This window comes from Arthrobacter sp. Cza30 (assembly GCF_059090765.1).
In genome coordinates, this window is sequence record NZ_JBNHGA010000003.1 from 103297 (window position 1) to 125426 (window position 22130).

Below are 22130 nucleotides of genomic sequence, written 5' to 3' on the forward strand. Positions count from 1 at the left end.
ACGTGACAGCTGAGGAAGGATGTCGGGAGTCGGGGCGTATCGTCGAGGCATGACCTTCGTCGCGCCGACCCACCAGCCGAGTGGGGCCGTGCGCGACCCGCGAACCGACCACGGGCGGCCGCTCGAGACGGAGTACCGTCCGCGTCGGGCCCTCGATCTGCGACGCACGCTTCTGTTCCTGCGCCGCGGATCCGGCGACCCCACGATGACGGAGGCGGGGTCGGTCATCTGGCGCGCGAGTCGCACCCCCGCCGGGGTCGCGACCATCGCCGTCCGCGAGACCGCCCCGGGCGTCGTCCGCGCGGCAGCCTGGGGACCCGGGCGGGAGTGGGCGATCGCGCAGCTGCCCGCACTGTGCGGGGCGCACGACGAACCAGACGGCTTCGACGCGTCGAGGCATCCGCTCATCGCCGAAGCGCACCGCCGCAACCCGGGCCTGCGCCTGGCCCGGACAGAGCTCGTCTTCGATGCGCTCGCGTGCGCGATCTTCGAGCAGAAAGTCACCGCCATGCAGGCGTTCGGTGCATGGCGGCGGATCCTGACATGGTGCGGCGAGCGCGCGCCCGGACCCACACCGCGTCCGATGTTCGCTCCCCCGACGATCGACGGCTGGCAGCGCATCCCGTCATGGCTCTGGCACCGCGCCGGCCTCGAGCCGCCGCAGTCCAAGACGGTGGTGCGCGCCGCTCGGCGGGGCGAGGCGATCGTCCGCGCTGTCCAGGCGGCCGACGACGGCGAAGGGGTGGACCGTGTGCTGGTGAGCCAGCACGGAATCGGTCCGTGGACCTCGGCCGAGACGCGCATCCGCGCCCTCGGCGACGCGGATGCCGTGAGCGTCGGCGACTTCCACCTCGCACACGAAGTCGGGTACGCGCTGACCGGCCGGCGCGTCGACGACGACGGCATGCTGCGCCTCCTGGCGCCGTGGGCGGGGCAGCGTCAGCGCGTCATCCGGCTCATCGGCGCCAGCGGTGTGCGCGAGCCGCGCCGCGGGCCGCGGCTGCACCCCGAGGACCACCGCGCCCGCTGAGTGCTCCGGACCCACCTCTTGTGGATGTCGGAGGCCCCGACAACACTGGACGCGCCACGCGGCCGGGCGCGGCATCCATCACCATTCGGAGGAGTTCGACATGCCCAGCCTCAACCCCTATCTGTCCTTCAGGACTGAAGCACGCGACGCGATGACGTTCTACCAGAGCGTGTTCGGCGGCGACCTGGAGGTCTCGACGTTCGGCGAGTACGAGGGGATGGTGCAGGACCCGTCCGAGAACGACCTCGTGATGCACTCGCAGCTGACCACGCCGGACGGTTTCGTGCTGATGGGCGCCGACACGCCCACCGGGATGCCGTACGAGAAGCCGGCGGGCATCTCGGTCTCCGTCAGCGGCGACGACGAAGCCGCCTTGCAGGGCTACTGGGACAAGCTTGTCGAAGGCGGAACCGTGGTGATGCCGTTCGACACGCCCCCGTGGGGCGGGAAGTTCGGCATGCTGACGGACCGATTCGGGATCGACTGGATGGTCGCGGTCAACGCGCCGCAGTCGTAAGCCGGTCGGTCAGGCGAACGCGCTGTCGTCCACCGGCGATGGGGCAGGACCGAGCGCGTCGAGCTCGGCCCACACCTCGTCGGGGATCGGCGTGGCCGCGAGCTCGTCGAGCTGCGCGCGCCGCCCGGGCGAGGCGACGCCCACGACGGTGGAGTCGACCAGCGGCGAACGCAGCGAGAAGTGCAGGGCGACGGCGCCCAGCGGCACGCCGTGCGCCGCACATACCGCCTCGAGCCGCGACACCCACTCCTGCAGCTCGGGCGTCGCCGGGCGGTACCCGTACACGGCGCCCTCACGCGCGCCGGTGGCAAGGATCCCGGCGCCGAACGGCGCGGCGTTGAAGACCGTCATGTCCCGCTCCTGGGCGGCCGCGAACACGGATGCCGCCGACTGGTCCACGACGGTGAACCGGTTGTGGACGAGGACGGCGTCGAAGACGTCGGTCTCGACGTAGCGGCGCATCAACGGCACCGGCCCCGCGGCGACGCCGATGCCGTCGACCCGGCCGGACTCGCGCAGCTCGATCAGACCCTCGACGGCGCCTCGTGGCCCCATCGCCTCTTCGAAGGTCACACTGTACGGGTCGTGCAGGTGCAGCATCGGCAGCCGGTCGACGCCGAGCCGCGCGGTGGTCTCGTCGAAGGAGCGCATCACCCGGTCGCGGTCGAACACGCCGGTCTGCGGCTCGGCGTCCACCTTCGAGATCACGCGTGTCTGAGCATCCGCGCCGATGCGGGCGATGGCCATGCCCAGCACCGCCTCGGACCTGCCGGCCGAGTAGTTGTTCGACGTGTCGACGAACGCGTGCGTGCTGCGCAGCAGGTCGATGGCGACCGCGACGGCGGCCTCCTCCTCCTCCGAGCCGGGTTCGGTGTCCTTGCCCAGTCCGGAGGTCCCGAGGGTCAGGGGGCTGACGTTGAGTGCCATTGCTCCAACGTAGCGACATCGCCCGGGATGCCTTCGCCGCGCCGCGCGGCGTCCCCGTAGGCTGGCGGCATGACTTCGGACAGGCGGTGGACCCGCGGACACTCCGGCTGGGCGTTCGGCACGGCGCTGGTGTTCGCGCTCGGCATCCTGTTCGGGCTGGTGTGGCAGAACGTGCTGCTCGGGGTGGTCCTCGCCGCGGCCGTGTCGATCGGCTGGCTCATGGCGTACGAGTCCTGGCGTGGACGCAGCGTGGGCCTGGAGAACCGGGACGACGACGGCGCGCAGCTCTAGCCTGCCGGCGGTTCCGCGCGCTCTAGCCGTTCCGCCGACCGCGTCGTATCGTGTGCGCGAGGAGGTGGTGGGTATGCGAGCGAACGTCGGAGACCGGGTGATCATCCACGGGCGCACCGTCGGCGCGGCCGAACGTGCGGGCGAGGTGATCGAGGTACGAGGCGGCGGCGACAATCCTCTGCTCGTCGTGCGCTACGACGACGGCCACGAGGCCATCTTGTCGCCGGGCAGCGACTGCGAGCTGCGTCCCGCTTCCTGACGGGCGTGCCGGCGGCCCGCGTCCTCAGCGGAAGTACACCGCCAGCGGATAGTCGCCGTCGGTGCGCACGTCGACCGGCGTGCCGAAGACGTCCTCGAGGACGTCGCCGCGCATGAACGTCGCCGGAGAGCCCGTATGCGCGACCCGTCCGGCCGTGAGCGCCACGATGTGGTCGGCGTAGGCGGCAGCGAAATTGATGTCGTGGACCACCACGACGATCGTCTTGCCCAGCTCGTCGGCGGCACGGCGGAGCTGCTTCATCATGCCGACCGCGTGCCGCATGTCGAGGTTGTTCAGCGGCTCGTCCAGCAGCACGTACTGGGTGTCCTGAGCGAGCACCATCGCGACGTAGGCCCGCTGCCGCTGACCGCCCGACAACTGGTCGAGGTGTCGGCGGCGAAGGGGCTCGAGTCCGAGGAACGCGATCGCCTCATCGACGTGGCGGCGATCCTCGTGCGTCATGCGACCGCCCGAGTGCGGGAACCGGCCGAAGCCGACCAGGTCCTCCACCGTCAGCCGGGTAACGAAGTGGTTCTCCTGCCGGAGGATCGACACCACGCGTGCGAGATCGCGGCTGGGCGTCCGGGCGACGTCGTGGCCGCCGACGGTCACCGTTCCGGTCGAGGGCGCGAGGAGCCTTCCGACGATGGTCAGGAGAGTCGACTTCCCCGCACCGTTGGGGCCCACCAGGGCCGTGATGCCGCCGGCGGGGATGTCGAGGGTCACCGGGCCGAGCACCTGCTCCCCGCCATAGCTCTTCGTGACCTCGGTGAGTCTGATCACAAGGCGCCCTTCCGCAGCAGGTACACGATGAAGAAGAGTCCGCCGGCGAACTCGATGATGACCGTCAGCATCCCCGCCGCGTAGAAGACGTGACGCAGCACGAAGTACCCGAGCAGCAGGGTCGCCATGCCGAGCAGCGCCGCGAACGGCAGGACGATGCGATGACGGTCCGAGCCGGCCAACTGGTACGCCAGCGTGGCGACGATGAATCCGAAGAACGTCATCGGCCCCACCATCGTGGTGGAGATCGAGATCAGAATCGCCACCACCACCAGCATCAGGGTCACCTCGCGCTTGTACGACAGTCCGAGGTTCGTCGCGGTGTCGCGGCCGAGAGCCAGCACATCCAGGCGGTGGCGGCGATGCCACGCGACAGCGAGCACGAGCACGATCACGCCGGCCGCCCACGGCAGGTACTCCGGGTTGGAGTTGCCGATGTTGCCGAACAGCTTCGCCGAGAGCAGGTCGAAGTCGCTGGGAGTGAGCAGCCGCTGCATGACGGTCGACAGCGACCCGAAGCCGATTCCGAGCACGATGCCGATGAGCAGCATCACGTGGAGGTTCCCCTTGCGGCCGGCGAACAGCCAGCCGTACAGCAGGGTGGCGAAGCCGACCATGAGGAGGCTCTGCACGGCGACTTTCGCCAGCCCGTCCGTGGCGGCCAGCGCCGCCCCGCCGAAGAAGAACACCATCGCGGTCTGCATCACGACATACAGGGCGTCGAAGCCCATGATCGACGGGGTCAGGATGCGGTTGCCGGTCGCGGTGTGGAAGAGAACGGTGGCGACCGCCTGACACAGCGCCACCACGGCGATGGTCGCGACCGTGACGATGCGCAGGTCCACGGCGAGCCAGAAGCCGCGCCGAGACGGATCCATGGGGATGTCGTACACGAGCAGCAGCACGGTCGCCGCCACGACGACGACGCCGAGAACCGCCAGACGGAGTCCGCTCCGCGGCTTCCGGGTCGCGGGAGCGGATGCCTCGGCGACCCGGGGGATCACATCAACCACGATCGCGCTGCCTCAGGAGAAGAACGATGAAGACGGCCGAGCCGAGCACGCCCAGCACCATGGAGACCGGCACCTCGAAAGGCATCCGGATCACGCGCCCGATGATGTCGCACACCAGGAGGATCGCGCTTCCACCCAGGCACACCCAGGGCAGGTTCGCCCGCAGGTTGTCGCCGCGCCACATCGACACGAGATTCGGCACGACCAGGCCCAGGAACGGCAGGAAGCCCACGACGACCGTGGTCACGCCGGTCGCGACCGCCACGAGCGCCGTGCCGAGCAGCAGCGTGCGGTCGTAGTGCACCCCGAGCGATGTGGCCACGTCCCTGCCGAGGCCGGCGGCGGTGAGCCGGTCGGCGAAGACGGCGACCAGAACGACGACGATGGCGACCACCCAGAGCACCTCGTAGCGGCCGCGGACGACCGAGGTGAAGCTGCCCATGAACCATGTGCTGAGCATCTGCAGCGTGTTCGTGCTGACGGCGAGGTAGGTGGTGAACGCCGACACGACGGCCCCGAGCATGATGCCGATGAGTGGGACCACGAGAGATGACCGCAGGGCCACGCGGCGGAGGATCGCCAGGAAGACGAGGGTGCCGACGAACGCGGCGACGCTGGCCACGATCATGCGTACGGGCAGCGTCGACGCCGGGACCAGCAGGACGGTTGCCAGGAGACCGAGCGCGGCCCACTCGGACGTGCCGGTCGTGCTCGGCTCGACGAAGCGATTCTGAGTGAGCAGCTGCATGACCAGACCGGACACGGCCATGGCGCACCCGGCCAGCACGAGGGCGAGCGTCCGCGGCACGCGCGTGATCCAGAACATCTCAGCGCCGAGCGTCCCGTCCGTCAGGTCGTAGACGCCGACGACGAGCGACAGGACGATCAATCCGGCCACCGATATGACGGCGACCGGCAGCGCCACCCGGGGCGCGGCTCTGACAGCGGTGTTCATGCGGGGCCTCGCGGCGGCCCGGCCGAAGCCGGGCCGCCGCACTCGTGTCACTGGGCGGCGGAGAACGCCGCGGCGACGTCGTTGTACAGGGTCGTGTACGCCTGGATGCTCTCGTCGAGGTAGAAGCTCGGCGCGAGGTAGACGACCCGCCCCTTCTGAACCGCCGGCACCTCGGCGAGCGCCTCGGAGCCCTCGATCAGCTCCTTCGCCGACACGTAGCCCTCTTCGCCGAACATCGCGTCGCGATCGAGCACGATGAGCCACTCCGGGTTCGCGGCGGCGATGGCCTCGACGCTGATGTCGTCGCCGTGCGAGGCGTCCTCGGCCGCCTGCTCGATACCCGGCACGAGACCCAGCGCGGGGAACAGCGTGCCCACACCGCGGCCCTCTCCGGGAGCAGCGAAGGCGATCTCGCCCGCCGAGGTGATGAGGCCGACGACCGTGTCCTCGCCGTTGTAGGCCTCCTTGGCGTCCGCGACCGCGGCGTCGAGGTCGTCGGCCAGCTGCTGCGCCTCCTCCTCGCGGTCGAAGACCTGGCCGAGGATCGACACCTGGCGCTTGAGCTCCGACAGATGATCCTCACCCTCGCGCGGGCTCGTCTCGATGGTGGCCGGCTGGATCGCGGTCAGATCGTCGTAGATCTCGCGGAACCGATAGCCGCCGACGATGAGATCCGGGTCGGCTTCGATGACCGCCTCGAGATCGGGCTCGCGGTGCGTGCCGACATCGAGCACCTCGTCGCCGGAGAGGTCGGGCCACAGGTCGTACATGAGCGGCTTGGGCGCAGCGACGACCGGGATCTCCCAGTCGCTGAGCGTCTGGAATGTCGTGTTGTCGAGGGCGACGACGCGCTCGGGAGCGACCGGCACCTCGATCTCGCCGTGGTTGTCGGTCACCGTGACGGTTCCCGCTTCCGTCGGCTCCTGCGAGCCGGCTTCGGCCGCCTGCGCGGCGCAGCCGGCGAGAGCGAGCGAGGAGGCGAGGACGAGGGATGCTGCGACCAGCGGTCGAGATGTGCGCATGCGGTTTCTCCTGAGACGGACGAAGGCGACGCGCGGAGCCGACGCGCCGGGGCGTCCGCTCCGACGGCGTCGTCATGGGAGGATCGAATCAGCGGCTGGCCGCGATACGATGAGGTTAGGCTAACCTAAGGGTTATGCCGCTGTCGACTTCGACCACCCCGTCCCCGGTCGCTTCGCCCTTCCGTCTCGAGACGCACGGGCTCGAGCTCCGCTTCCGGCGGGCCCGCCTCGCCGCTCGCGAATGGCTCACGCGGTCCTACGTGCGCGTCCGGCTGGAGGGAACCGAGCTCGCCGGATTCACGTCGCTCGGAGCCGACGATCACATCCGTGTGTTCTTCCCCGACGGGAGCCCCCAGACGGTCGAGGAGCTCCGCGCCGCCCCGAGCCGCGAGTACACGCCCCTGGCCTGGGGCGAGGACTGGCTCGAGCTCGAGTTCGCCCTCCACGGCGACCCGGACGCGGGGACGGCCGGTGTGGCGGCCGCGTGGGCTGCCCGTGCGCCGCTGGGCACGGTCGCCGGCGTCGGCGGTCCCCGCGGATCGAAAGTCCTCGTCGGTCGGCCCGACGGGTGGCTCCTCGCCGGGGACGAGACGGCCGTGCCCGCGATCCGGCGCTTCTGCCGCGCGATGGATCAGGCCTCGCTCGGCAGCATCCTCATCGAGGTGCCCGGGTCCGCTGAGGAGCTGGCGATCGCCGCTCCGGCCGGCATGCGGGTGGAGTTCGTGCACCGCGGCACCGCGCCGGCTGGTACTGCGCTCGCGGCACGGCTGGATGCCATCACGGCGGCGGATCGTCCGTCCGGCAGTGTGTTCGGCTTCGTCGCCGCCGAGCAGTCCATCGTCAAGCCCGGTCGCGGTCTGCTGCTGGGCCGGTGGGGTCTGAGCCCCGAACACGTGGTGGTCAAGGGCTACTGGAAGCGCGGCGAGTCGGAGTACCACGCACCGCACTGAGCGGTGGCGTCCGCCGATCCCGGGTCAGCCGAGCAGCTCGGGCCGCTCGAACGGCTCCCCCAGCACGTGCTCGGCGAGGAACGCGAACACGGTCTGGTACCAGATGACCGCGTGCTGGGGCCGCAGCACCCAGTGGTTCTCATCCGGGAAGTACAGGAAGCGGTGCGGCATCCGGCCGTCCTCGTCGGCGTGGTGCTCGGCGAGCTCGGACCACAGCCGCAGCCCCTCGCCGATCGGCACGCGGTAGTCCTTGTCGCCGTGGATCACGAGCAGCGGCGTGCGGATGTCGCGGACGAACCGGTGCGGGGAGTTCTCGAGCATCGCCTCCGGGGTGAAGATCCGCTGCCAGTACTCGGAGTTGTCGGTCGTCCCTGAGAACTGGTCCAGGGCCCACAGGCTCGCGTGCGTAACGATCGCCCGGAACCGGTCGGTGTGACCGGCGATCCAGTTGGCCATGTAGCCGCCGAAGGATCCGCCCATCGCGGCCGTCCGACTCTCGTCGATGTCGTCGCGTGCCACGGCGGCGTCGGTGATCGTGAGCAGGTCGGTGTACGGCTTGCCGCCCCAGTCGTTCCAGCCGCGTGCGATGTACTCCAGCCCGTACCCGGTGGACAGCGCCGGGTCCGGCAGCAGCACGGCATAGCCCTTCGCGACGGCGAGAAAAGGCGCCCACCGCCAGCTCCACGCGTTCCAGCTGTTGAGCGGGCCGCCGTGGATCCACAGCAGCAGCGGGGCGGGCGCATCCGCCGATGCGCCGTCCGGAAGAAGCAACCAGCCGCGCACGCGGGCACCGTCGCCGGCGGTCGCCTCGATCTCCGTGATCGTGCCGGGGGCTGCGGGAGCGGGAGCGGGAGTGGCGAGTTCGGTGACAGCGCCGTCGGGGCCGATCCGCACAGGGTGCGACGGCATGGTCCACGAGGAGCGCAGGGCCACGAGAGCGCCGGTCGCGCGGTCGACCGCGACGTGGGAGTAGGTGAAGTCGTCGTGCGTCAGCTGCTCCGGCTCGGAACCGTCCAGCGGCAGCCGGAAGATGGGACCGCGGCCCTCGGAGTCGGCGGTGGCGATGAGCGCGGCGTCGTCGGCGGCGAACTGGAACGACGACGCCCAACGGTCCCATGTGGAAGCGATGCGGCGCGGGTCCGAGCCGTCGATGCCGGCGATCCACACCTCGTAGTCCGTGGGACCGGCGGGAGTGCTCTTGGGCGTTCGCAGGTACGCCAGCCTGGTGCCGTCGTGGCTGACGACGGGCGCTTCGAAGTCGACGCCTTCCTCGTCGAAGAGCGTCGTCCGCTCGCCGGTCGCGGCGTCGATCGCGGCGATGATGCGCCGCCCGGCGCGCTGCTCGTGACGCTCGAGCGACACCAGGAGCGTCGCGCCGTCGGGGGTGAGCGCGGCCTCGGCGTGGTCGGCGGAGCGCCCGGGCCTCGGTGTCAGGTCGCGGGGACGGGGCAGGGCTACGGGATAGGGCTTGTCCTCGCCGCCGTTCTCGCTGTGGCATTCCGCGGCACCTTCTTCGGCGACGGCAGCCGCACTCTCGGCGGCCGCAGCGTCGGCCACCACGGCGGCGATCGAGTCTTCGAGCGTGTCCACGTCGATCGAGAGCAGGTGCGGCTCCGCCGGGCCGAGGTCGTGGTCCCAGAACCGGACGGGGTAGGTCTCGTGCAGGATCGCCGAGACCTTCTTGTCCTTGCGGCGAGCGCGCAGCTTCGCGTCGGCCTCGATCGTGTCCGCGGCGGGAAGGAGGGATGCCGACACCACGACGCGCGCGCCGGCCTCGGCGGTCGCGGCGATCCCGTCGACGCCTCCGGCGAGCCGGGTGACCGGCCGAGCTTCCCCGCCCGCCGCGGGTAGCAGCCAGAGCTGACCCGACTCGTCGTCGCCCTCGGCCTCCGCGTCCGGGCGGGCCGACACGAACAGCAGATCGCCGCTCGCGGTGAACGCGGCTCCGGCCTCGCCCTTGGCCGACCGCGTGAGCCGGCGCGGTGCACCGCCGCCGTCCGCAGGGACCGCCCACAGCGACCGCTCGTATCCTGTGCCGTCCTTCTTGAGCACCGCCACCGTGAGCACCGCCGTACGTCCGTCCGGCGAGAGGGCGAGGGCTTCGACGCGGGGAAGGGCGATGTAGTCGTCGAGGGAGTCGAAGGGAGTCGGCATGCCTCCACGCTAACGCGCCCGGTCGATGGCCGACCGGCACGGCGCCCGCTGCGCCTGCGGCCGCGGGGTCAGGCTCAGCTCCACAGCGTCAGCTTGTCGGGGTTGCGCACGAGGTAGAGGTCGGTGATCCGGTCGCCGGCCACGACCACGGAGAGGACGGTGTCGACGCGCCCGTCCACGGTCGCGAGGAAGCTCAGCCCATCCGCGGTCTCGACCGGTGAGACCACACCGGTGGGCGCGAGCCGCGGCAGCCCGAGCAGGAAGCGCGCCACCCGATCGGCGCCGACCACGGGACGCCGCGCCGCCGACACCCGGCCGCCGCCGTCGGAGCGCAGCACCACGTCGGGATCGAGGAGGGCGACCAGGCCGTCGAGGTCGCCGGTGGTCGTCGCGGCCGCGAAGGCGCGGGCGACCGCATCGTGCTGCGCGCGCGTCGCGACGCCCGCGCGCCGTTCGCGCACCCGACGCCTGGCCTGCGAGGCCAGCTGCCTCGCGGCATCCGGCGTCCGTCCCGTCGTGGCCGCGACCTCCGCGAACGGCACGGCGAACACGTCGTGCAGCACGAACGCCACCCTCTCTGCGGGCGTGAGCGATTCGAGCACGACCAGCAGCGCGCTCGAGACCGAGTCATCGAGTGTCACGCGGTCGAGGGGATCGGGGGCGGACGTGGCCATCGCCCACTCGCTGGGCACCGGTTCGGGCAGCCACTCCCCCACGTACTGCTCCCGGCGCGCCCGTGCCGAACCGAGCGCGTCCAGGCACACGCGGCTCGCCACTCGCGTGAGCCACGCGGCGGGATTGTCGATGGCGGCGCGCTCGGCGTCATCCAGCCGGTACCAGCGCACGTAGGTCTCCTGGACGGCGTCCTCCGCGTCCGCGACCGTTCCGAGCATCCGGTACGCCAGTCCCAGCAGTCTCCTGCGTTCGCCATCCAGCGCCTGCTCGCCCACGGCTTCCTTCCCGTCGTGATCGCGCGAGAATGACGCGTCGCCTCACATTCTGTCGGGCTGCGTCGTCGGTGATGTGAAGGACATCCCGCGGGTCCTGCTCGAGCCGGACCCGCAGGCCGCACGCCCGCCGGGTCGGGTACGAAGGAGCAGGAGGAACAATGAGAATCGCCGTCGCAGGAGGAACCGGGGTCGTCGGGCGGCACACGGCGGAAGCCGTGCGAGCGCTCGGGCACGAGCCGGTCGTGCTCAGCCGCCGCACCGGCGTGGACCTCGTGAGCGGCCGGGGGCTCGACGCGGCCCTCGCGCGTGCGGACGCGGTCGTCGACACCGCCAATGTCGCGTCCCTCTCGGCGCGCGAGGCCACGGAGTTCTTCCAGACCGCGACGGGGAATCTCCTCGCCGCGGCCGCGCGTGCCGGCGTGCGCCATGTCGTGCTGCTCTCGATCGTGGGCGTCGACCGGATGCCGTACGACTACTACGCCGGCAAGGTGGCGCAGGAGCGCGTCGTCGAGGCATCCGCCGTGCCGTGGTCGATCCTGCGGGCGACGCAGTTCCACGAGTTCGCAGCTCAGCTCTTCGATCGCGCCAAGCTCGGTCCGCTGCACGTGGCGCCACGGGCGCGCGTGCAGCCGATCGCGGCACGCGAGGTCGGGCACCACCTCGCCGAGCTCGCGGCCGGCGCACCTCGCGGGCGCGCCGCCGACCTCGCCGGTCCGCGCGAGGAGCGCCTGGACGACATGGTGAAGGCCTACGCGCGACGGGTCGGACACCGAGGCTGGATCCCGTCGCTCGCCCTGCCGGGAGGACAGATGAAGGCGATGCGGGCAGGCCTCGCCCTTCCCTCCCCCGACGCCCGACGTGGCCGTCAGACCTTCGCGGAGTGGTTGAGAGACGACGCCCTGGCGCGCAGCTGAGCGCGCGGGGCCCGGAACAGGCCCCCGCGCGCTCGCGCGGCGAGCCGCGCGCGGACATCCGCCGGGGTTCCCCACCGCCGCGGCGTGCACCACGATGGAGCATCGACACCAGCGCCTGACGGGAGGGGGCGGCGTGAGGCTCGCCATCGCCGGCGGCACGGGGGTGGCCGGCCGCCACGTCGTCGACGTCGCACGCGCCCGGAGCCACGAGGTGGTCGTGATGTCCCGCGACACCGGGGTCGAGCTGCTGAGCGGCGCCGGTCTCGCCCGCCATCTCGTCGGTGTCGATGCGGTCATCGACGTGTCGAACGTCGTCACGACCAAGCCGGACGTGTCGGTGCTGTTCTTCGCCGGCGGCACCAAGAGCCTGCTCGCGGCCGAGCGCGCGGCGGGGGTCGGTCACCACCTCGCTCTGACGATCGTGGGGGCGGATGCTGCGCCCGACGGCTACTACGCGGGAAAGCTCGTGCAGGAGCGTCTGGTCTCGGCCGGACCGATCCCCTGGACGATCCTGCGCACGACGCAGTTCCACGAGTACGCGGCCATGGTGTTCCACCGCGGGCGTGCCGGGGCGCACGCGGCCCCGCGCGGGCGCGTTCAGCCGGTCGCGGCCCGTGAAGTGGCCGAGCATCTCGTCGACCTCGCCGAGAAGGGAGCCGTGAACCGCGCGCGCGATCTGGCCGGACCGCGTGAGGAGGAGCTCGCCGACATGGTGCGCGCCTATGCCCGCGCGATCGGCTACCCGGGCCCCGTCCCGGCCGTATCGGTGCCGAGCGCGTGGGGTCGCGCGCTGCGCAGCGGCGCGCTGCTCCCCGGTCCCGACGCGCTCCGCGGCCGACAGACCTTCGCCGAGTGGCTCCACGCCCTCCCTGACGCTTGAGCCCGCCGGCTCCCGCCACCGCGGGTGCGCTCCTCAGGGCGGCGTGCGTGCCGCGGATGCCTCGTGGCGAGGCATCCGGTCGTCACATCTCCTCGTGCGTGTCGGGGTGCGCGCCCCACAGCCGACCGCGTTCCAGCGCGCTCACGGCGGCGAGCTGATCGTCGGTGAGGGTGAACCCGAAGACGTCGGCGTTCTCGCGCTGGCGGTCGGGGTCGGCCGACTTCGGGATCGGCGTCGTGTCGAGCTGCGTGTGCCAGCGCAGCACGATCTGCGTGGGCGTCGCGTCGTGGACGACCGCCAGTTCCCGGAGGATCTGCTCGGTCAGCAGCTCACTGCGCTTGCCGAGGGGGCTCCAGCTCTCGGTGCGGATGCCGTGCTCGGCGTGGAAGGCCCGCAGCGCCTGCTGGGGGAAGTACGGGTGCATCTCGACCTGGTTCACCGCGGGCGTCACCCCCGTGCGGTCGATGAGCTCGGTCAGCATCGGCTCGGTGAAGTTGGAGACGCCGATCGAGCGGACCATGCCGAGCTCACGCGCCCGGATGAGGCCCTCCCACGTCTCGACGTACCGGCCGACGCTCGGGTTCGGCCAGTGGATCAGCTCGAGATCGAGGCGATCGAGACCGAGCAGGTCGAGCGACCCCTTCACGCTGTCGACCGCCTGCTCGCGGCCGTGGTGGCGCCCGGGGACCTTGGACGTGATGACGAGCTCGTCTCGCGGCACACCGCTTCTGCGGATCGCCTCGCCGACCTCGCGCTCGTTGTCGTAGTTCACTGCGGTGTCGAGCAGGCGGTAGCCGTTCTCGATGGCCGCGACGATCGAACCGACGCCCTCAGGCCCTCGCAGCTCGTACGTGCCGAAGCCGAGCTCGGGAAACGCGGTGCCGTCGTTCAACGTCACCGTGGGGATCGGTCTCATGGCTTCGACCCCTCATCCGCCAGGCGGCGAACTGCGGTCATCGGCTCTCGCCGTCGTCGAGGGTGCCTTCGCTGGCCGCCTGCTCGTCGGCCGCGGCGCTGTCGACCTGGTCCTCGTCGACGTCGGGGTCGAGGGGCTGCTCGCCTTCGGTGAAGTCCTCCGCGGCGATGGTGTCGTCGCGGGCGAGGTCGTCGTCGTCTCCGGTGGGCGGCACGAAGGGCGGAATCGGCTGGTTCGTCATGGCGTCCTCCTTCTCTGCCGCGACGATAGGCCGGAGGATGCCGCCCGGGCACGGGGCTTGCGCGCGCTGCGTCCACGCGTTAGCCCGCCGCACCCGCGTCGAACCGTCGGCGAGGTGCCGCAGGCCCGTCGTCAGCGCACGCTCGAGCGCAGATCGTTGCCGGCTTCGCCCACGGTGGCGACCGGGTCGTCCGCGGCCGTCGCGGCGGCATCCGGCTGTGCGTCGTCGGTGGGCAGCGAGGGCGGAGCGGTGGCGTACGCCCGGGAGAGCTCACGGTAGGGCTTCGACACGAACGCCAGCAGCACGACCAGCAGCAGCACCAGGCTCGCCCCGACGAACGCCAGCGCGATGCCGCGGGCTTCGCCTTCGCCGATGAGCCAGCCGAGGGAGTCCTGTCCGGACTGCGAGTTCATGTACGGGATGAGCCAGAACTGCGCGAGCGGCCCGACCAGGAACGACGAGATCGGCGCGGCGGCCGATTCGACGCTCGCGGCGAAGCCGAACACCCGCCCCTGCTTCTCGTACGGCACGACGCGCTGGATGATCGTCTGCTCGGTCGCCTCGGCCATGGGCATGAGGCACATGAACACGAGGATGCCCAGGGCGTACAGCCACCACCATTCGCGGATCGCGAAGGTCATGCCCAGCAGCGCGATGCCGATGTTGACCAGCAGCATCGTGCGGACGGGGTTCTTCCCCAGACCGAACTTGGCGACGAGGCCGCCGCCGATGATGAAGCCGAAGCTCGTGATGCCGAGGACGATGCCCCACACCTCGACGGAGAACAGGGTCAGGCCGTAGGGGTCCATGAGCGCCATGAAGACCCCGCCGACGAGGTTGTTGAACGTCGTGAAGAGGATCAGCGCCAGCAGGCCCGGCACCACCATGACGGCGGGGATCACCCCACGGAACCCGTAGCTCTTCGGCGCACCCTCCACGTGCGCGATACCGCGCTCGGGGATCGGCACGAACAGCAGGTGGATGAGGGCGACGGCCGTGGCCGCGATCGCGATCACAACCGTCCAGCCCATGCCGAGCAGCCCGATGGACAGCCCCGAGAAGACGCTCGTGACCATGAAGGCGATGCCCTGCACCGCCCCCACAAGCCCGTTCGCCTTGTCACGGCGGTCGGCTGGGACCAGCAGGGTGACGGTGGTCGCCAGAGCGATGTTGCGGAGGTTCTCGACCACCCCGCCCACGAGGATCACCCCGGCGAAGACCCAGAACCACGGCCCGCCCCAGTTCACGAGCACGCTCTCGGGGAAGGCCAGGTACAGCGCGCCGGCGAGGGCGTAGGTCGTGAGCGTGACGACGCTCGAGAGGACCATGACGGCCTTCTTCTTCATGCGGTCGACGATCACGCCGAACACCACGCCGAGCACCGCCACCAGCAGCATGTACGAGCCGCCGATGATCGCCGTCGCCAGCACCGATCGGGTCTCGAGGTAGGCCCAGAACGTCAGCGCCCACCACAGATAGCTCGAGGTGACGTTCGCCACGGCGGTGTTGACGAGGACCTGATAGAAGGCGCGGACCGTGTGGGGTCCGGGACGATGCTGGAGCGGCTCGCTGTGCGTCTGCGACGGCGACGACGAATGGCTCATGTCTTCTTCCTGCGGGGGTGGGGGCGGTGCCGACGGCGGCGAAGGTATGGTGGATGTGGACAGCGTTCACATTTCGATGTTCACACCGTACACACTCGAGCGAGGGGGCGCAATGAGTCCGGCTGCGCGCACCTATCATCACGGGGACCTCCGACGCGCTCTCATCGAGGAGGGCCTGCAGCTCGCGCGAAGAGGCGGCCCGTCCGCCGTCACCCTGCGCGAGGCGACGCGTGCCGTCGGAGTCTCGCCCAACGCCGCGTATCGGCACTTCACCGACCTCGACGACCTGGTGCGAGCCGTCGCGACGGAGGCGCAGCTCGCCCTCGCACGAGCGATCAACGAGCGCGTGGCGGCGATGCCCACGGGCCTTCGCGCCGACGAAGCCTCCATCGAACGGCTCCGCCGCGTGGGACTCGCCTACATCGACTTCGCCCGCGCCGAGCCGGGCTGGTTCGAGGTCGCCTACTCGACCCAGGACCATCAGCCCAGCGAGGGCATCGTGACGCTCGGCGACGAGGTCGTGGCGCCGTTCCAGCTGCTGCTGGACACCCTCGACGAGATGGTCGAGGCCGGAGCCCTCGACGCCGGCCGGCGGCCCTGCGCCGAGTGGGCCTGCTGGTCGGCCGTGCACGGCTTCGCCGACATCGCCGTGCACGGACCGGTGCGCTGGCAGCCGGCGCCCGTGATCGACGCGCTGGCGGCATCCGTCGTGGAGGCCGCGATCACCGGAGTCCGGGGCGAGCCCGCGACCGCCGCGCCCGCTGCGGCCGCCGCGGCAGGCTCCGGCGCGCACAGCTCGGGCTGAACGGCCGCTCTCGGCCGCGGCAGGTCGCGGATCGGCACTCCGGCCTGAGTTGTGAACGGCTCAGGGCGAGTGGGACTCGCCTAGACTGCCCCGCATGGCTCCCGCCGACGCGAGCGCGCACCCCACGGCGCTGCGGCGCGCGCGCTGGTGGGCGGCGGACTACCTGTATGCGGGATGCCGCCAGCTCAGCATCCTCGCCGCCCCGCGCCTGCGCGGGCGCGGTCGCGAAGAGCCGGCCGCGTGGCGACGCGGCGATCCGGCGCTTCCCGAGGTCATCCTGCTGCCGGGCGTGTACGAGCACTGGACATTCCTCCGCCCGCTCGGCGATGCGCTGTCGGCCGCCGGTCACCGCGTCCGGCCCGTGCACGGGATGGGGGTCAACCGCCGCGCGATCGCCGAGACCGCCGACCGATTGTCGCGCCTGCTGAGCCGGCTGCCGACCCCTCCCGCCGGCCGCGTCCTCGTGGCGCACAGCAAGGGCGGCCTGATCGGCAAGCAGGTCCTCGTCTCATCCGGCGCCGCTCGGGACGCGGCGACCGCCGCCGCGGCCGGAGGCGACCCGGCCCATGCCGCGGCGAGCGCCGGCCCGGGAGCGTCCATGGGCGTACTGGGCCTCGTCGCCATCGCGACCCCTTTCGGCGGCTCCCGGCTCGCGCGGCTCTTCCTCGACCCCAGCATCCGAGCCTTCATGCCCGGCGATGAGACCCTCGTCACGCTCGGCCGCGCCACCTCCGTCAACGGCCGCATCGTGTCGGTATTCGGACCGTTCGACCCGCACATCCCCGAGGGAAGCGCCCTCGCCGGCGCGACCAACGTGACCGTGCCCACGCCCGGGCATTTCCGCGTGCTGTCTTCGCCGCTCACGCACCGCGCCGTGCTCGACGGCATCGCGCTGCTCGCGCGCTCCTGATTCAGGTCGTGGCGTCCACCGCATCGACGACGGGATCGGATGCCGGAACCGCCGCCGCGCGCCACGCGGTGAGGATCTCGACGTGCCGCAGGAGGAACGCCCGCTCATCGAGGCGCTTGCGCCTGAGCCACCCGGTCACTTCGTCGTTGCTCTTGCTGGCGTTGCACGAACGGCATGCCGGCACCACGTTCTCGACCGTGTACCGTCCCCCGCGCGAGATCGGCAGGACGCAGTCCTTCTGAAGCGCTGTCGTGCTCACGCCGCAGTACGCGCATCCGCCCCAGGCCTCGAGAAGGGCGAGCCACTCGTCCCGCGTGAGATCGTTGTCGGCGGCGGCGACCCGCTGTGCGCGCCGGCGTGCCGCGCGGGCGCGACGGGACTGGCTGACGGGCACACGAGGAGCCTACGACGGCGGCCGCCCGCCGACGGCCCGCGACGCGGCGCATCAGCGCCAGGCGCGCGCTCCTCGTGCGCCGTCGGCTCACGAGCTGCGAGCCTCGCCGGTGAGGAGACGGAAACCTCCGGATGCATCGACAGCGCTAGCGTGGAACCGTGACTGCTCCCGTCGATGCCACCGCCACCTCCGCCTGGGCCGATCTCACCGCCCTCCGCGACTCGTTCTCTCCCGACCTGCGCGCATGGTTCGCCGCCGAACCGGACCGCGTCGACAAGCTCAGCTTCGAGCTGGCCGACCTGCACGTCGATCTCTCGAAGAACCTCGTGACGGACGACATCCTGGCCGCCCTCGTCCGGCTCGGCGAGCAGACCGGCGTCGCCGAGCGCTTCGCCGCGATGCTGGCCGGCGAGCACATCAACACCACGGAGGACCGCGCCGTCCTGCACACCGCCCTGCGCCGCCCCGCAGGAGCATCCCCGGCGCTCGTCGTGGACGGGCAGGAGGTCGACGCCGACGTGCAGGCCGTGCTCGAGAGCATGACGGCGTTCGCCGACCGCGTCCGCTCCGGCGAGTGGACGGGTGCCACCGGCAAGAAGGTCACCCACATCGTCAACATCGGCATCGGCGGCTCGGACCTCGGGCCCGTGATGGTGTCGGCGGCGCTCGAGCCGTACGCGACGGCCGGCATCCAGGCGCGGTTCGCCTCGAACATCGACCCGACCGACATCGCGCAGAAGACCGCCGGACTCGATCCCGAGACCACGCTCTTCATCGTCGCCTCGAAGACGTTCACGACCCTCGAGACCCTGACGAACGCGCGGCTCGCCCGGGACTGGCTGTGGGCCGGGCTCGAGGCATCCGGCGCGATCGAGGGCACCGACGAGGCGCGGAAGGATGCCGTGGCGCACCACTTCGTGGCCGTCTCGACGGCGCTCGACAAGGTGGCCGAGTTCGGCATCGACCCGCAGAACGCCTTCGGGTTCTGGGACTGGGTCGGCGGCCGCTACTCGGTGGACTCCGCGATCGGCCTGTCGCTGATGATCGAACTCGGGCCGGACGTGTTCCGCGAGCTGCTCGCGGGATTCCACGCCGTCGACGAGCACGTGCGCACCACGCCTCTCGAGCGCAACGTCCCCGTCCTCATGGGGCTTCTCAACGTCTGGTACTCGAACTTCCTCGGCGCTCAGTCGCACGCCGTGCTGCCCTACGCGCAGCAGCTGCACCGGTTCCCCGCGTACCTGCAGCAGCTGACGATGGAATCCAACGGCAAGTCCGTCCGCTGGGACGGAACGCCCGTCACCACCGACACCGGCGAGGTGTTCTGGGGCGAGCCGGGCACGAACGGCCAGCACGCCTTCTACCAGCTGATCCACCAGGGAACGCGCCTGATCCCCGCGGACTTCATCGCCTTCGCCAACCCCGCCTACCCGCTTCGCGACGGCGATCGCGACGTCCACGGCCTGTTCCTGGCGAACTTCCTGGCGCAGACGAAGGCGCTCGCGTTCGGCAAGACCGCCGAGGAGGTCGAGGCGGAAGGCACCGCCGGACCGCTGGTCGCGGCTCGGACGTTCCCCGGCAACCGGCCCACGACGTCGATCTTCGGACCCGCCCTGACTCCCTCGGTGGTCGGCCAGCTCATCGCCCTCTACGAGCACATCACCTTCACGCAGGGCGTGGTGTGGGGCGTCAACTCGTTCGACCAGTGGGGCGTGGAGCTCGGCAAGCAGCTCGCACTGCAGATCGCACCGGCCATCGAGGGCGACCACGAGGCGCTGGAGTCGCAGGATGCCTCCACCCGGGCGCTGCTGGCCTACTACCGGGAGCACCGCGACGCCTGAGGCACGGCTCCGGCCGCCGGACGCGGATCCCGGGAGTACCGCATGACGCGGCGCGGCGCATTCGCCTGCATACACGTATCTGCCAGGCGGGACCGAGGATCCGTCCAGATCGACCGCGCAGACTGGAATTGCTTTGTCGCGCCCGACCCGACGGGCGCACCGCGCGCGGTCGCGTGCGCACCGACCCGAGTGCGCTCCTGACGCCGGCACGCGCGCATCCGCGCTCGAACGCGCGCGCAACCCGAAGGAACGCATCCCCCCATGCAGCACGAGATCCAGAGCACCCATGCCCGCCGAGAGCTCCGCGCCCGCCGCGGACGCCGTCGTCTGACGGCGTTCGTCGGCACCGGAGCGGTCGTCGGCATCCTGACCACCACCGGCTTCGTCGTCGCATCACCGAGCGTCGCTGCTGCCCAGCCCGCCCTGTCACCGGTCGGTGTCGCGTCGCTGGCCGCGCAGACCATCGCCGCCGAGCCGATCGAGCAGGCCACCTCGCAGGCGCGTACCACCCTGGCCGAAGCCGATGCCGCACTGGCCGAAGCGGACGCCGTGACCGACGCCGTCTCGGCCTCGGGCCTGGACCTCGGCGACGCCCCCACCACGATCGACACCGCCGACCTGCGCGCGGCGACCGCCCGCCTCGCGGACCTCGACGTGCTCCCTCTCCTGCAGGACCCGAGCGCCACCGAGGACGTCGCGACCGAGGCGAAGATCGTCGCCGTCAAGGCCGCCGAAGTGCGCGAGGAGCTCAACGCCGGGCTCGCAGAGCGCGCGGCCGAGACGGTCGCCGCCGCCGAGGCCGCCGCAGCCGCAGCCCAGGCGCAGCGCGAGGCCGAAGCGGCAGCCGCAGCCAAGGCGGCCGCGGAAGCGGCCGCCTTGGCGAACACGCCCGCCGGCGCGCAGCAGACCGCGCGTCGTATGGCCGCGGAGAAGTACGGCTGGGGCGACGCCCAGTTCTCGTGCCTGAAGTCGCTGTGGACCAAGGAGTCCAGCTGGCACTACCAGGCGTACAACGACTCCAGCGGCGCCACGGGCATTCCGCAGGCGCTCCCGGGCAGCAAGATGGCCAGCGCCGGCGCCGACTGGCAGACCAATGCCACCACACAGATCGCCTGGGGGCTGGACTACATCTCCCGCGCGTACGGCACACCGTGCAGCGCGTGGGGCCACTCGCAGGCGACCGACTGGTACTGATCCCCGCTGAACGGATGCCTCGTCCCGGCGATCTGCGCCGGGGCGAGGCATCCGTCGTTCACGGGATCTGCCAGAACTCGGTGCCGAGCCCGTACATGTTCCAGATCCACCACCACTGCCCGGTGAGGCACATCGCGAGCACCGCGAGCCGCCAGCCGAGGCTCGCCGGCTGGGCGACGGCGCCCCACAGCGGCGAGAGCGGGAACAGCAGGCGGAACAGGCTCGACTGCGGCAGGAAGACCGCGAGCAGGTAGGCGAGATAGCTGAGCATCCACAGTCGGACCTCCATGCCGAGGCGACGCACGCGCCGATCGAAGGCCAGCAGCACCCCCAGCGCGAAGAGGCCGGCGGCGAGCGCGAGAAGACCCCACACCGGGTTGAGACCCCACATGCGGAACCAGTAATCGGTCGCGATGAACCACCCCTCGAACGGGACGAACCCGCCGGCATCATCCATCCACAGTCGGCGCCACGACAGCTCGGTCTCGAGGTAGGCATTCGGATGCCCCGTGACGAGCGCGGCGATGACCTGCCATGAGAGCCCGAGCCCGGCAGCGAGCGCACACGAGGCCGCCAGGTGCGCCAGCTCGCCGCGACGCAGCGGTTCGCGCGCGCGTGCGAGCCAGCGCCAGCCGCCGACCAGCGCCAGCAGCAGCGCGAAGGCGAGCACCCCCGGCCGCAGGAACGCCATCGGCACGATGATCGCGTACAGCCAGCCGTATCGGCGGCGCTGCAGACACCGGATCCCGAGCAGGATGAGCAGCAGGAACGGCGCCTCGGCGTAGGCGACCTGGAACATCGCGGCCAGCGGCGCGGCCGCGAAGAAGACCACCGCCCACAGCGACGCCCGCTCCCCGATGCGGTCCACGAGGATGCCACGCAGAACGAGGCACGCGACGTAGCCGGACACGAGCGCGATCACCACCGCACCCACGGCCCACGAGCCGAGCAGCGCGCCCACGCCGGCGGATGCCCAGGGGAAGAGCGGCATGAAAGCCCACGCATTCTGCGCGACCCCGCCGTCGTCGGTGAGCGGAAGCACGACGGGATAGCCCTCTGTCGCGATGCGACGGTAGTACTGCGCATCCCAGGCCTCGACATAGGTGAGCAGCGAGGCGCCCGTCCCGAAGCGGGAGTCCTCCGGCGCCATCGCGCTCGCCACCAGGAAGAACGCCGTCGTGACGACGCGTGCGGCGAGATAGATGAGCGCGATGCGGAACCACGCTCTGTGCAGCAGCGGCGTGCCCACGCGGGCGGGACGGGAAGCGACCATCGGCTGCACCGGCGCAGTATGGCACTCGTCCGTGAACATCGGAGACCCGTCGGCGCTCCGAGCGGAAATCACGAAAAGATAACGCGAACCCTTGCCACCGTTACCTCGCCGTTATAGAGTGCAGGCACGGTAGTTGTTTTGCTGTGGCAGCTGCCGGCATGTGATTGCAGGACACTCTTGGTGCAAGGGACAAGGGCCGGTCGGTAGCCTCTCCGACCGGCCCTTACTCTTGCCGTCGACAGCAGCGGGCCGTGCCTCGGGCTCGCCGCCCGAGCGCTGCAGTTTCCTGCGAGCGCGCCCGCGCGAG

The 22130-nt window shown here is 71.2% G+C and carries 23 protein-coding genes; 11 read left to right on the forward strand and 12 right to left on the reverse strand.

Annotation, left to right across the window (positions count from 1 at the left end; genetic code table 11):
- Positions 1-49 precede the first annotated feature (49 nt).
- Together AC5RVZ_RS10080 and AC5RVZ_RS10085 are read left to right on the forward strand one after the other, a co-directional pair.
- Positions 50-1030, forward strand: coding sequence for a DNA-3-methyladenine glycosylase family protein (locus AC5RVZ_RS10080; RefSeq protein WP_494065617.1), 981 nt, complete (start codon positions 50-52; stop codon positions 1028-1030).
- Positions 1031-1130: 100 nt separating this feature from the next.
- Positions 1131-1547, forward strand: a complete 417-nt coding sequence (locus tag AC5RVZ_RS10085; protein WP_494065618.1) for a VOC family protein — start codon at positions 1131-1133, stop codon at positions 1545-1547.
- Between the two features lie 9 nt (positions 1548-1556).
- Here the strand turns inward: AC5RVZ_RS10085 and AC5RVZ_RS10090 are convergent, their stop codons facing one another.
- Positions 1557-2474 carry an aldo/keto reductase gene (locus AC5RVZ_RS10090; RefSeq protein ID WP_494065619.1) on the reverse strand — a complete coding sequence of 306 codons (918 nt, stop codon included), beginning with the start codon at positions 2472-2474 and terminating at the stop codon, positions 1557-1559.
- A gap of 69 nt (positions 2475-2543) precedes the next feature.
- Between AC5RVZ_RS10090 and AC5RVZ_RS10095 the strand changes: the two genes are divergently transcribed.
- Positions 2544-2765 (forward strand): hypothetical protein, encoded by a 222-nt coding sequence (locus AC5RVZ_RS10095; protein WP_494065620.1) that lies wholly within the window; start codon positions 2544-2546, stop codon positions 2763-2765.
- A gap of 73 nt (positions 2766-2838) precedes the next feature.
- On the forward strand, positions 2839-3024 hold the full coding sequence (locus AC5RVZ_RS10100) for a DUF1918 domain-containing protein (protein ID WP_494065621.1): 186 nt from the start codon (positions 2839-2841) through the stop codon (positions 3022-3024).
- Between the two features lie 24 nt (positions 3025-3048).
- Here AC5RVZ_RS10100 and AC5RVZ_RS10105 read toward each other — a convergent pair whose 3' ends face one another.
- From AC5RVZ_RS10105 to AC5RVZ_RS10120, 4 genes are read right to left on the reverse strand one after another with little or no spacing between them, the layout of a single operon-like run.
- Positions 3049-3807 (reverse strand): iron ABC transporter ATP-binding protein, encoded by a 759-nt coding sequence (locus tag AC5RVZ_RS10105; protein ID WP_494065622.1) that lies wholly within the window; start codon positions 3805-3807, stop codon positions 3049-3051.
- The gene (locus AC5RVZ_RS10110; protein ID WP_494065623.1) at positions 3804-4820 is read right to left on the reverse strand and encodes an iron chelate uptake ABC transporter family permease subunit; all 1017 of its coding nucleotides are present in this window, start codon (positions 4818-4820) and stop codon (positions 3804-3806) included. The genes AC5RVZ_RS10105 and AC5RVZ_RS10110 overlap by 4 nt, the downstream gene beginning before the upstream one ends.
- Complete coding sequence (locus tag AC5RVZ_RS10115; RefSeq protein ID WP_494065624.1) at positions 4813-5775, reverse strand: ABC transporter permease; 963 nt, start codon at positions 5773-5775, stop codon at positions 4813-4815. The genes AC5RVZ_RS10110 and AC5RVZ_RS10115 overlap by 8 nt, the downstream gene beginning before the upstream one ends.
- A 47-nt stretch (positions 5776-5822) precedes the next feature.
- Positions 5823-6797, reverse strand: coding sequence for a siderophore ABC transporter substrate-binding protein (locus tag AC5RVZ_RS10120; protein ID WP_494065625.1), 975 nt, complete (start codon positions 6795-6797; stop codon positions 5823-5825).
- Positions 6798-6931: 134 nt separating this feature from the next.
- Here AC5RVZ_RS10120 and AC5RVZ_RS10125 point away from each other — a divergent pair, with 134 nt between their 5' ends.
- Positions 6932-7747 carry a siderophore-interacting protein gene (locus AC5RVZ_RS10125; protein ID WP_494065626.1) on the forward strand — a complete coding sequence of 272 codons (816 nt, stop codon included), beginning with the start codon at positions 6932-6934 and terminating at the stop codon, positions 7745-7747.
- A gap of 24 nt (positions 7748-7771) precedes the next feature.
- On the opposite strand, the gene AC5RVZ_RS10130 is transcribed toward AC5RVZ_RS10125, so the two are convergent.
- Together AC5RVZ_RS10130 and sigJ are read right to left on the reverse strand one after the other, a co-directional pair.
- Positions 7772-9901, reverse strand: coding sequence for a S9 family peptidase (locus AC5RVZ_RS10130; protein ID WP_494065627.1), 2130 nt, complete (start codon positions 9899-9901; stop codon positions 7772-7774).
- A 74-nt stretch (positions 9902-9975) separates the two neighbouring features.
- Complete coding sequence (gene sigJ, locus AC5RVZ_RS10135; RefSeq protein ID WP_494065628.1) at positions 9976-10851, reverse strand: RNA polymerase sigma factor SigJ; 876 nt, start codon at positions 10849-10851, stop codon at positions 9976-9978.
- A 158-nt stretch (positions 10852-11009) separates the two neighbouring features.
- Between sigJ and AC5RVZ_RS10140 the strand changes: the two genes are divergently transcribed.
- Positions 11010-11765 (forward strand): SDR family oxidoreductase, encoded by a 756-nt coding sequence (locus AC5RVZ_RS10140; protein WP_494065629.1) that lies wholly within the window; start codon positions 11010-11012, stop codon positions 11763-11765.
- Positions 11766-11898: 133 nt separating this feature from the next.
- Positions 11899-12645 carry an SDR family oxidoreductase gene (locus AC5RVZ_RS10145; protein WP_494065630.1) on the forward strand — a complete coding sequence of 249 codons (747 nt, stop codon included), beginning with the start codon at positions 11899-11901 and terminating at the stop codon, positions 12643-12645.
- Positions 12646-12727: 82 nt separating this feature from the next.
- Here the strand turns inward: AC5RVZ_RS10145 and AC5RVZ_RS10150 are convergent, their stop codons facing one another.
- From AC5RVZ_RS10150 to AC5RVZ_RS10160, 3 genes are all read right to left on the reverse strand, one after another.
- Entirely contained in the window at positions 12728-13561 is an 834-nt protein-coding gene (locus AC5RVZ_RS10150) for an aldo/keto reductase (RefSeq protein WP_494065631.1), read from the reverse strand.
- Positions 13562-13598: 37 nt separating this feature from the next.
- Positions 13599-13802, reverse strand: a complete 204-nt coding sequence (locus tag AC5RVZ_RS10155) for a hypothetical protein (RefSeq protein ID WP_494065632.1) — start codon at positions 13800-13802, stop codon at positions 13599-13601.
- A gap of 131 nt (positions 13803-13933) precedes the next feature.
- On the reverse strand, positions 13934-15406 hold the full coding sequence (locus AC5RVZ_RS10160) for an MFS transporter (RefSeq protein WP_494065633.1): 1473 nt from the start codon (positions 15404-15406) through the stop codon (positions 13934-13936).
- Positions 15407-15518: 112 nt separating this feature from the next.
- Here AC5RVZ_RS10160 and AC5RVZ_RS10165 point away from each other — a divergent pair, with 112 nt between their 5' ends.
- Positions 15519-16211, forward strand: coding sequence for a TetR/AcrR family transcriptional regulator (locus tag AC5RVZ_RS10165; protein ID WP_494065634.1), 693 nt, complete (start codon positions 15519-15521; stop codon positions 16209-16211).
- Between the two features lie 94 nt (positions 16212-16305).
- Positions 16306-17121: an esterase/lipase family protein gene (locus AC5RVZ_RS10170; RefSeq protein ID WP_494065635.1), complete on the forward strand. Its 816-nt coding sequence runs from the start codon at positions 16306-16308 to the stop codon at positions 17119-17121.
- Position 17122: 1 nt separating this feature from the next.
- Here the strand turns inward: AC5RVZ_RS10170 and AC5RVZ_RS10175 are convergent, their stop codons facing one another.
- Positions 17123-17515, reverse strand: a complete 393-nt coding sequence (locus AC5RVZ_RS10175; RefSeq protein WP_494065636.1) for an HNH endonuclease — start codon at positions 17513-17515, stop codon at positions 17123-17125.
- A 158-nt stretch (positions 17516-17673) separates the two neighbouring features.
- Here AC5RVZ_RS10175 and pgi point away from each other — a divergent pair, with 158 nt between their 5' ends.
- A complete protein-coding gene (gene pgi, locus AC5RVZ_RS10180; protein WP_494065637.1) occupies positions 17674-19356 on the forward strand; it encodes a glucose-6-phosphate isomerase in 1683 nt (560 codons plus the stop codon).
- A gap of 261 nt (positions 19357-19617) precedes the next feature.
- A complete protein-coding gene (locus tag AC5RVZ_RS10185) occupies positions 19618-20550 on the forward strand; it encodes an aggregation-promoting factor C-terminal-like domain-containing protein (protein WP_494065638.1) in 933 nt (310 codons plus the stop codon).
- Between the two features lie 58 nt (positions 20551-20608).
- Here the strand turns inward: AC5RVZ_RS10185 and AC5RVZ_RS10190 are convergent, their stop codons facing one another.
- Positions 20609-21823 (reverse strand): hypothetical protein, encoded by a 1215-nt coding sequence (locus tag AC5RVZ_RS10190; RefSeq protein WP_494066269.1) that lies wholly within the window; start codon positions 21821-21823, stop codon positions 20609-20611.
- Between the last annotated feature and the right edge of the window lie 307 nt (positions 21824-22130).

What these genes read in the sequence shown, in the direction of transcription:
- AC5RVZ_RS10125 (WP_494065626.1), top strand. Translation starts at nt 6,932, where the DNA reads ATGCCGCTGTCGACTTCGACCACCCCGTCCCCGGTCGCTTCGCCCTTC.
- AC5RVZ_RS10090 (WP_494065619.1), bottom strand. Translation starts at nt 2,474, where the DNA reads ATGGCACTCAACGTCAGCCCCCTGACCCTCGGGACCTCCGGACTGGGC.
- AC5RVZ_RS10190 (WP_494066269.1), bottom strand. Translation starts at nt 21,823, where the DNA reads ATGGTCGCTTCCCGTCCCGCCCGCGTGGGCACGCCGCTGCTGCACAGA.
- AC5RVZ_RS10170 (WP_494065635.1), top strand. Translation starts at nt 16,306, where the DNA reads ATGGCTCCCGCCGACGCGAGCGCGCACCCCACGGCGCTGCGGCGCGCG.
- AC5RVZ_RS10115 (WP_494065624.1), bottom strand. Translation starts at nt 5,775, where the DNA reads ATGAACACCGCTGTCAGAGCCGCGCCCCGGGTGGCGCTGCCGGTCGCC.
- AC5RVZ_RS10140 (WP_494065629.1), top strand. Translation starts at nt 11,010, where the DNA reads ATGAGAATCGCCGTCGCAGGAGGAACCGGGGTCGTCGGGCGGCACACG.
- AC5RVZ_RS10130 (WP_494065627.1), bottom strand. Translation starts at nt 9,901, where the DNA reads ATGCCGACTCCCTTCGACTCCCTCGACGACTACATCGCCCTTCCCCGC.
- AC5RVZ_RS10100 (WP_494065621.1), top strand. Translation starts at nt 2,839, where the DNA reads ATGCGAGCGAACGTCGGAGACCGGGTGATCATCCACGGGCGCACCGTC.
- AC5RVZ_RS10165 (WP_494065634.1), top strand. Translation starts at nt 15,519, where the DNA reads ATGAGTCCGGCTGCGCGCACCTATCATCACGGGGACCTCCGACGCGCT.
- AC5RVZ_RS10080 (WP_494065617.1), top strand. Translation starts at nt 50, where the DNA reads ATGACCTTCGTCGCGCCGACCCACCAGCCGAGTGGGGCCGTGCGCGAC.
- AC5RVZ_RS10160 (WP_494065633.1), bottom strand. Translation starts at nt 15,406, where the DNA reads ATGAGCCATTCGTCGTCGCCGTCGCAGACGCACAGCGAGCCGCTCCAG.
- AC5RVZ_RS10185 (WP_494065638.1), top strand. Translation starts at nt 19,618, where the DNA reads ATGCAGCACGAGATCCAGAGCACCCATGCCCGCCGAGAGCTCCGCGCC.
- AC5RVZ_RS10120 (WP_494065625.1), bottom strand. Translation starts at nt 6,797, where the DNA reads ATGCGCACATCTCGACCGCTGGTCGCAGCATCCCTCGTCCTCGCCTCC.
- AC5RVZ_RS10095 (WP_494065620.1), top strand. Translation starts at nt 2,544, where the DNA reads ATGACTTCGGACAGGCGGTGGACCCGCGGACACTCCGGCTGGGCGTTC.
- AC5RVZ_RS10085 (WP_494065618.1), top strand. Translation starts at nt 1,131, where the DNA reads ATGCCCAGCCTCAACCCCTATCTGTCCTTCAGGACTGAAGCACGCGAC.
- AC5RVZ_RS10150 (WP_494065631.1), bottom strand. Translation starts at nt 13,561, where the DNA reads ATGAGACCGATCCCCACGGTGACGTTGAACGACGGCACCGCGTTTCCC.
- AC5RVZ_RS10155 (WP_494065632.1), bottom strand. Translation starts at nt 13,802, where the DNA reads ATGACGAACCAGCCGATTCCGCCCTTCGTGCCGCCCACCGGAGACGAC.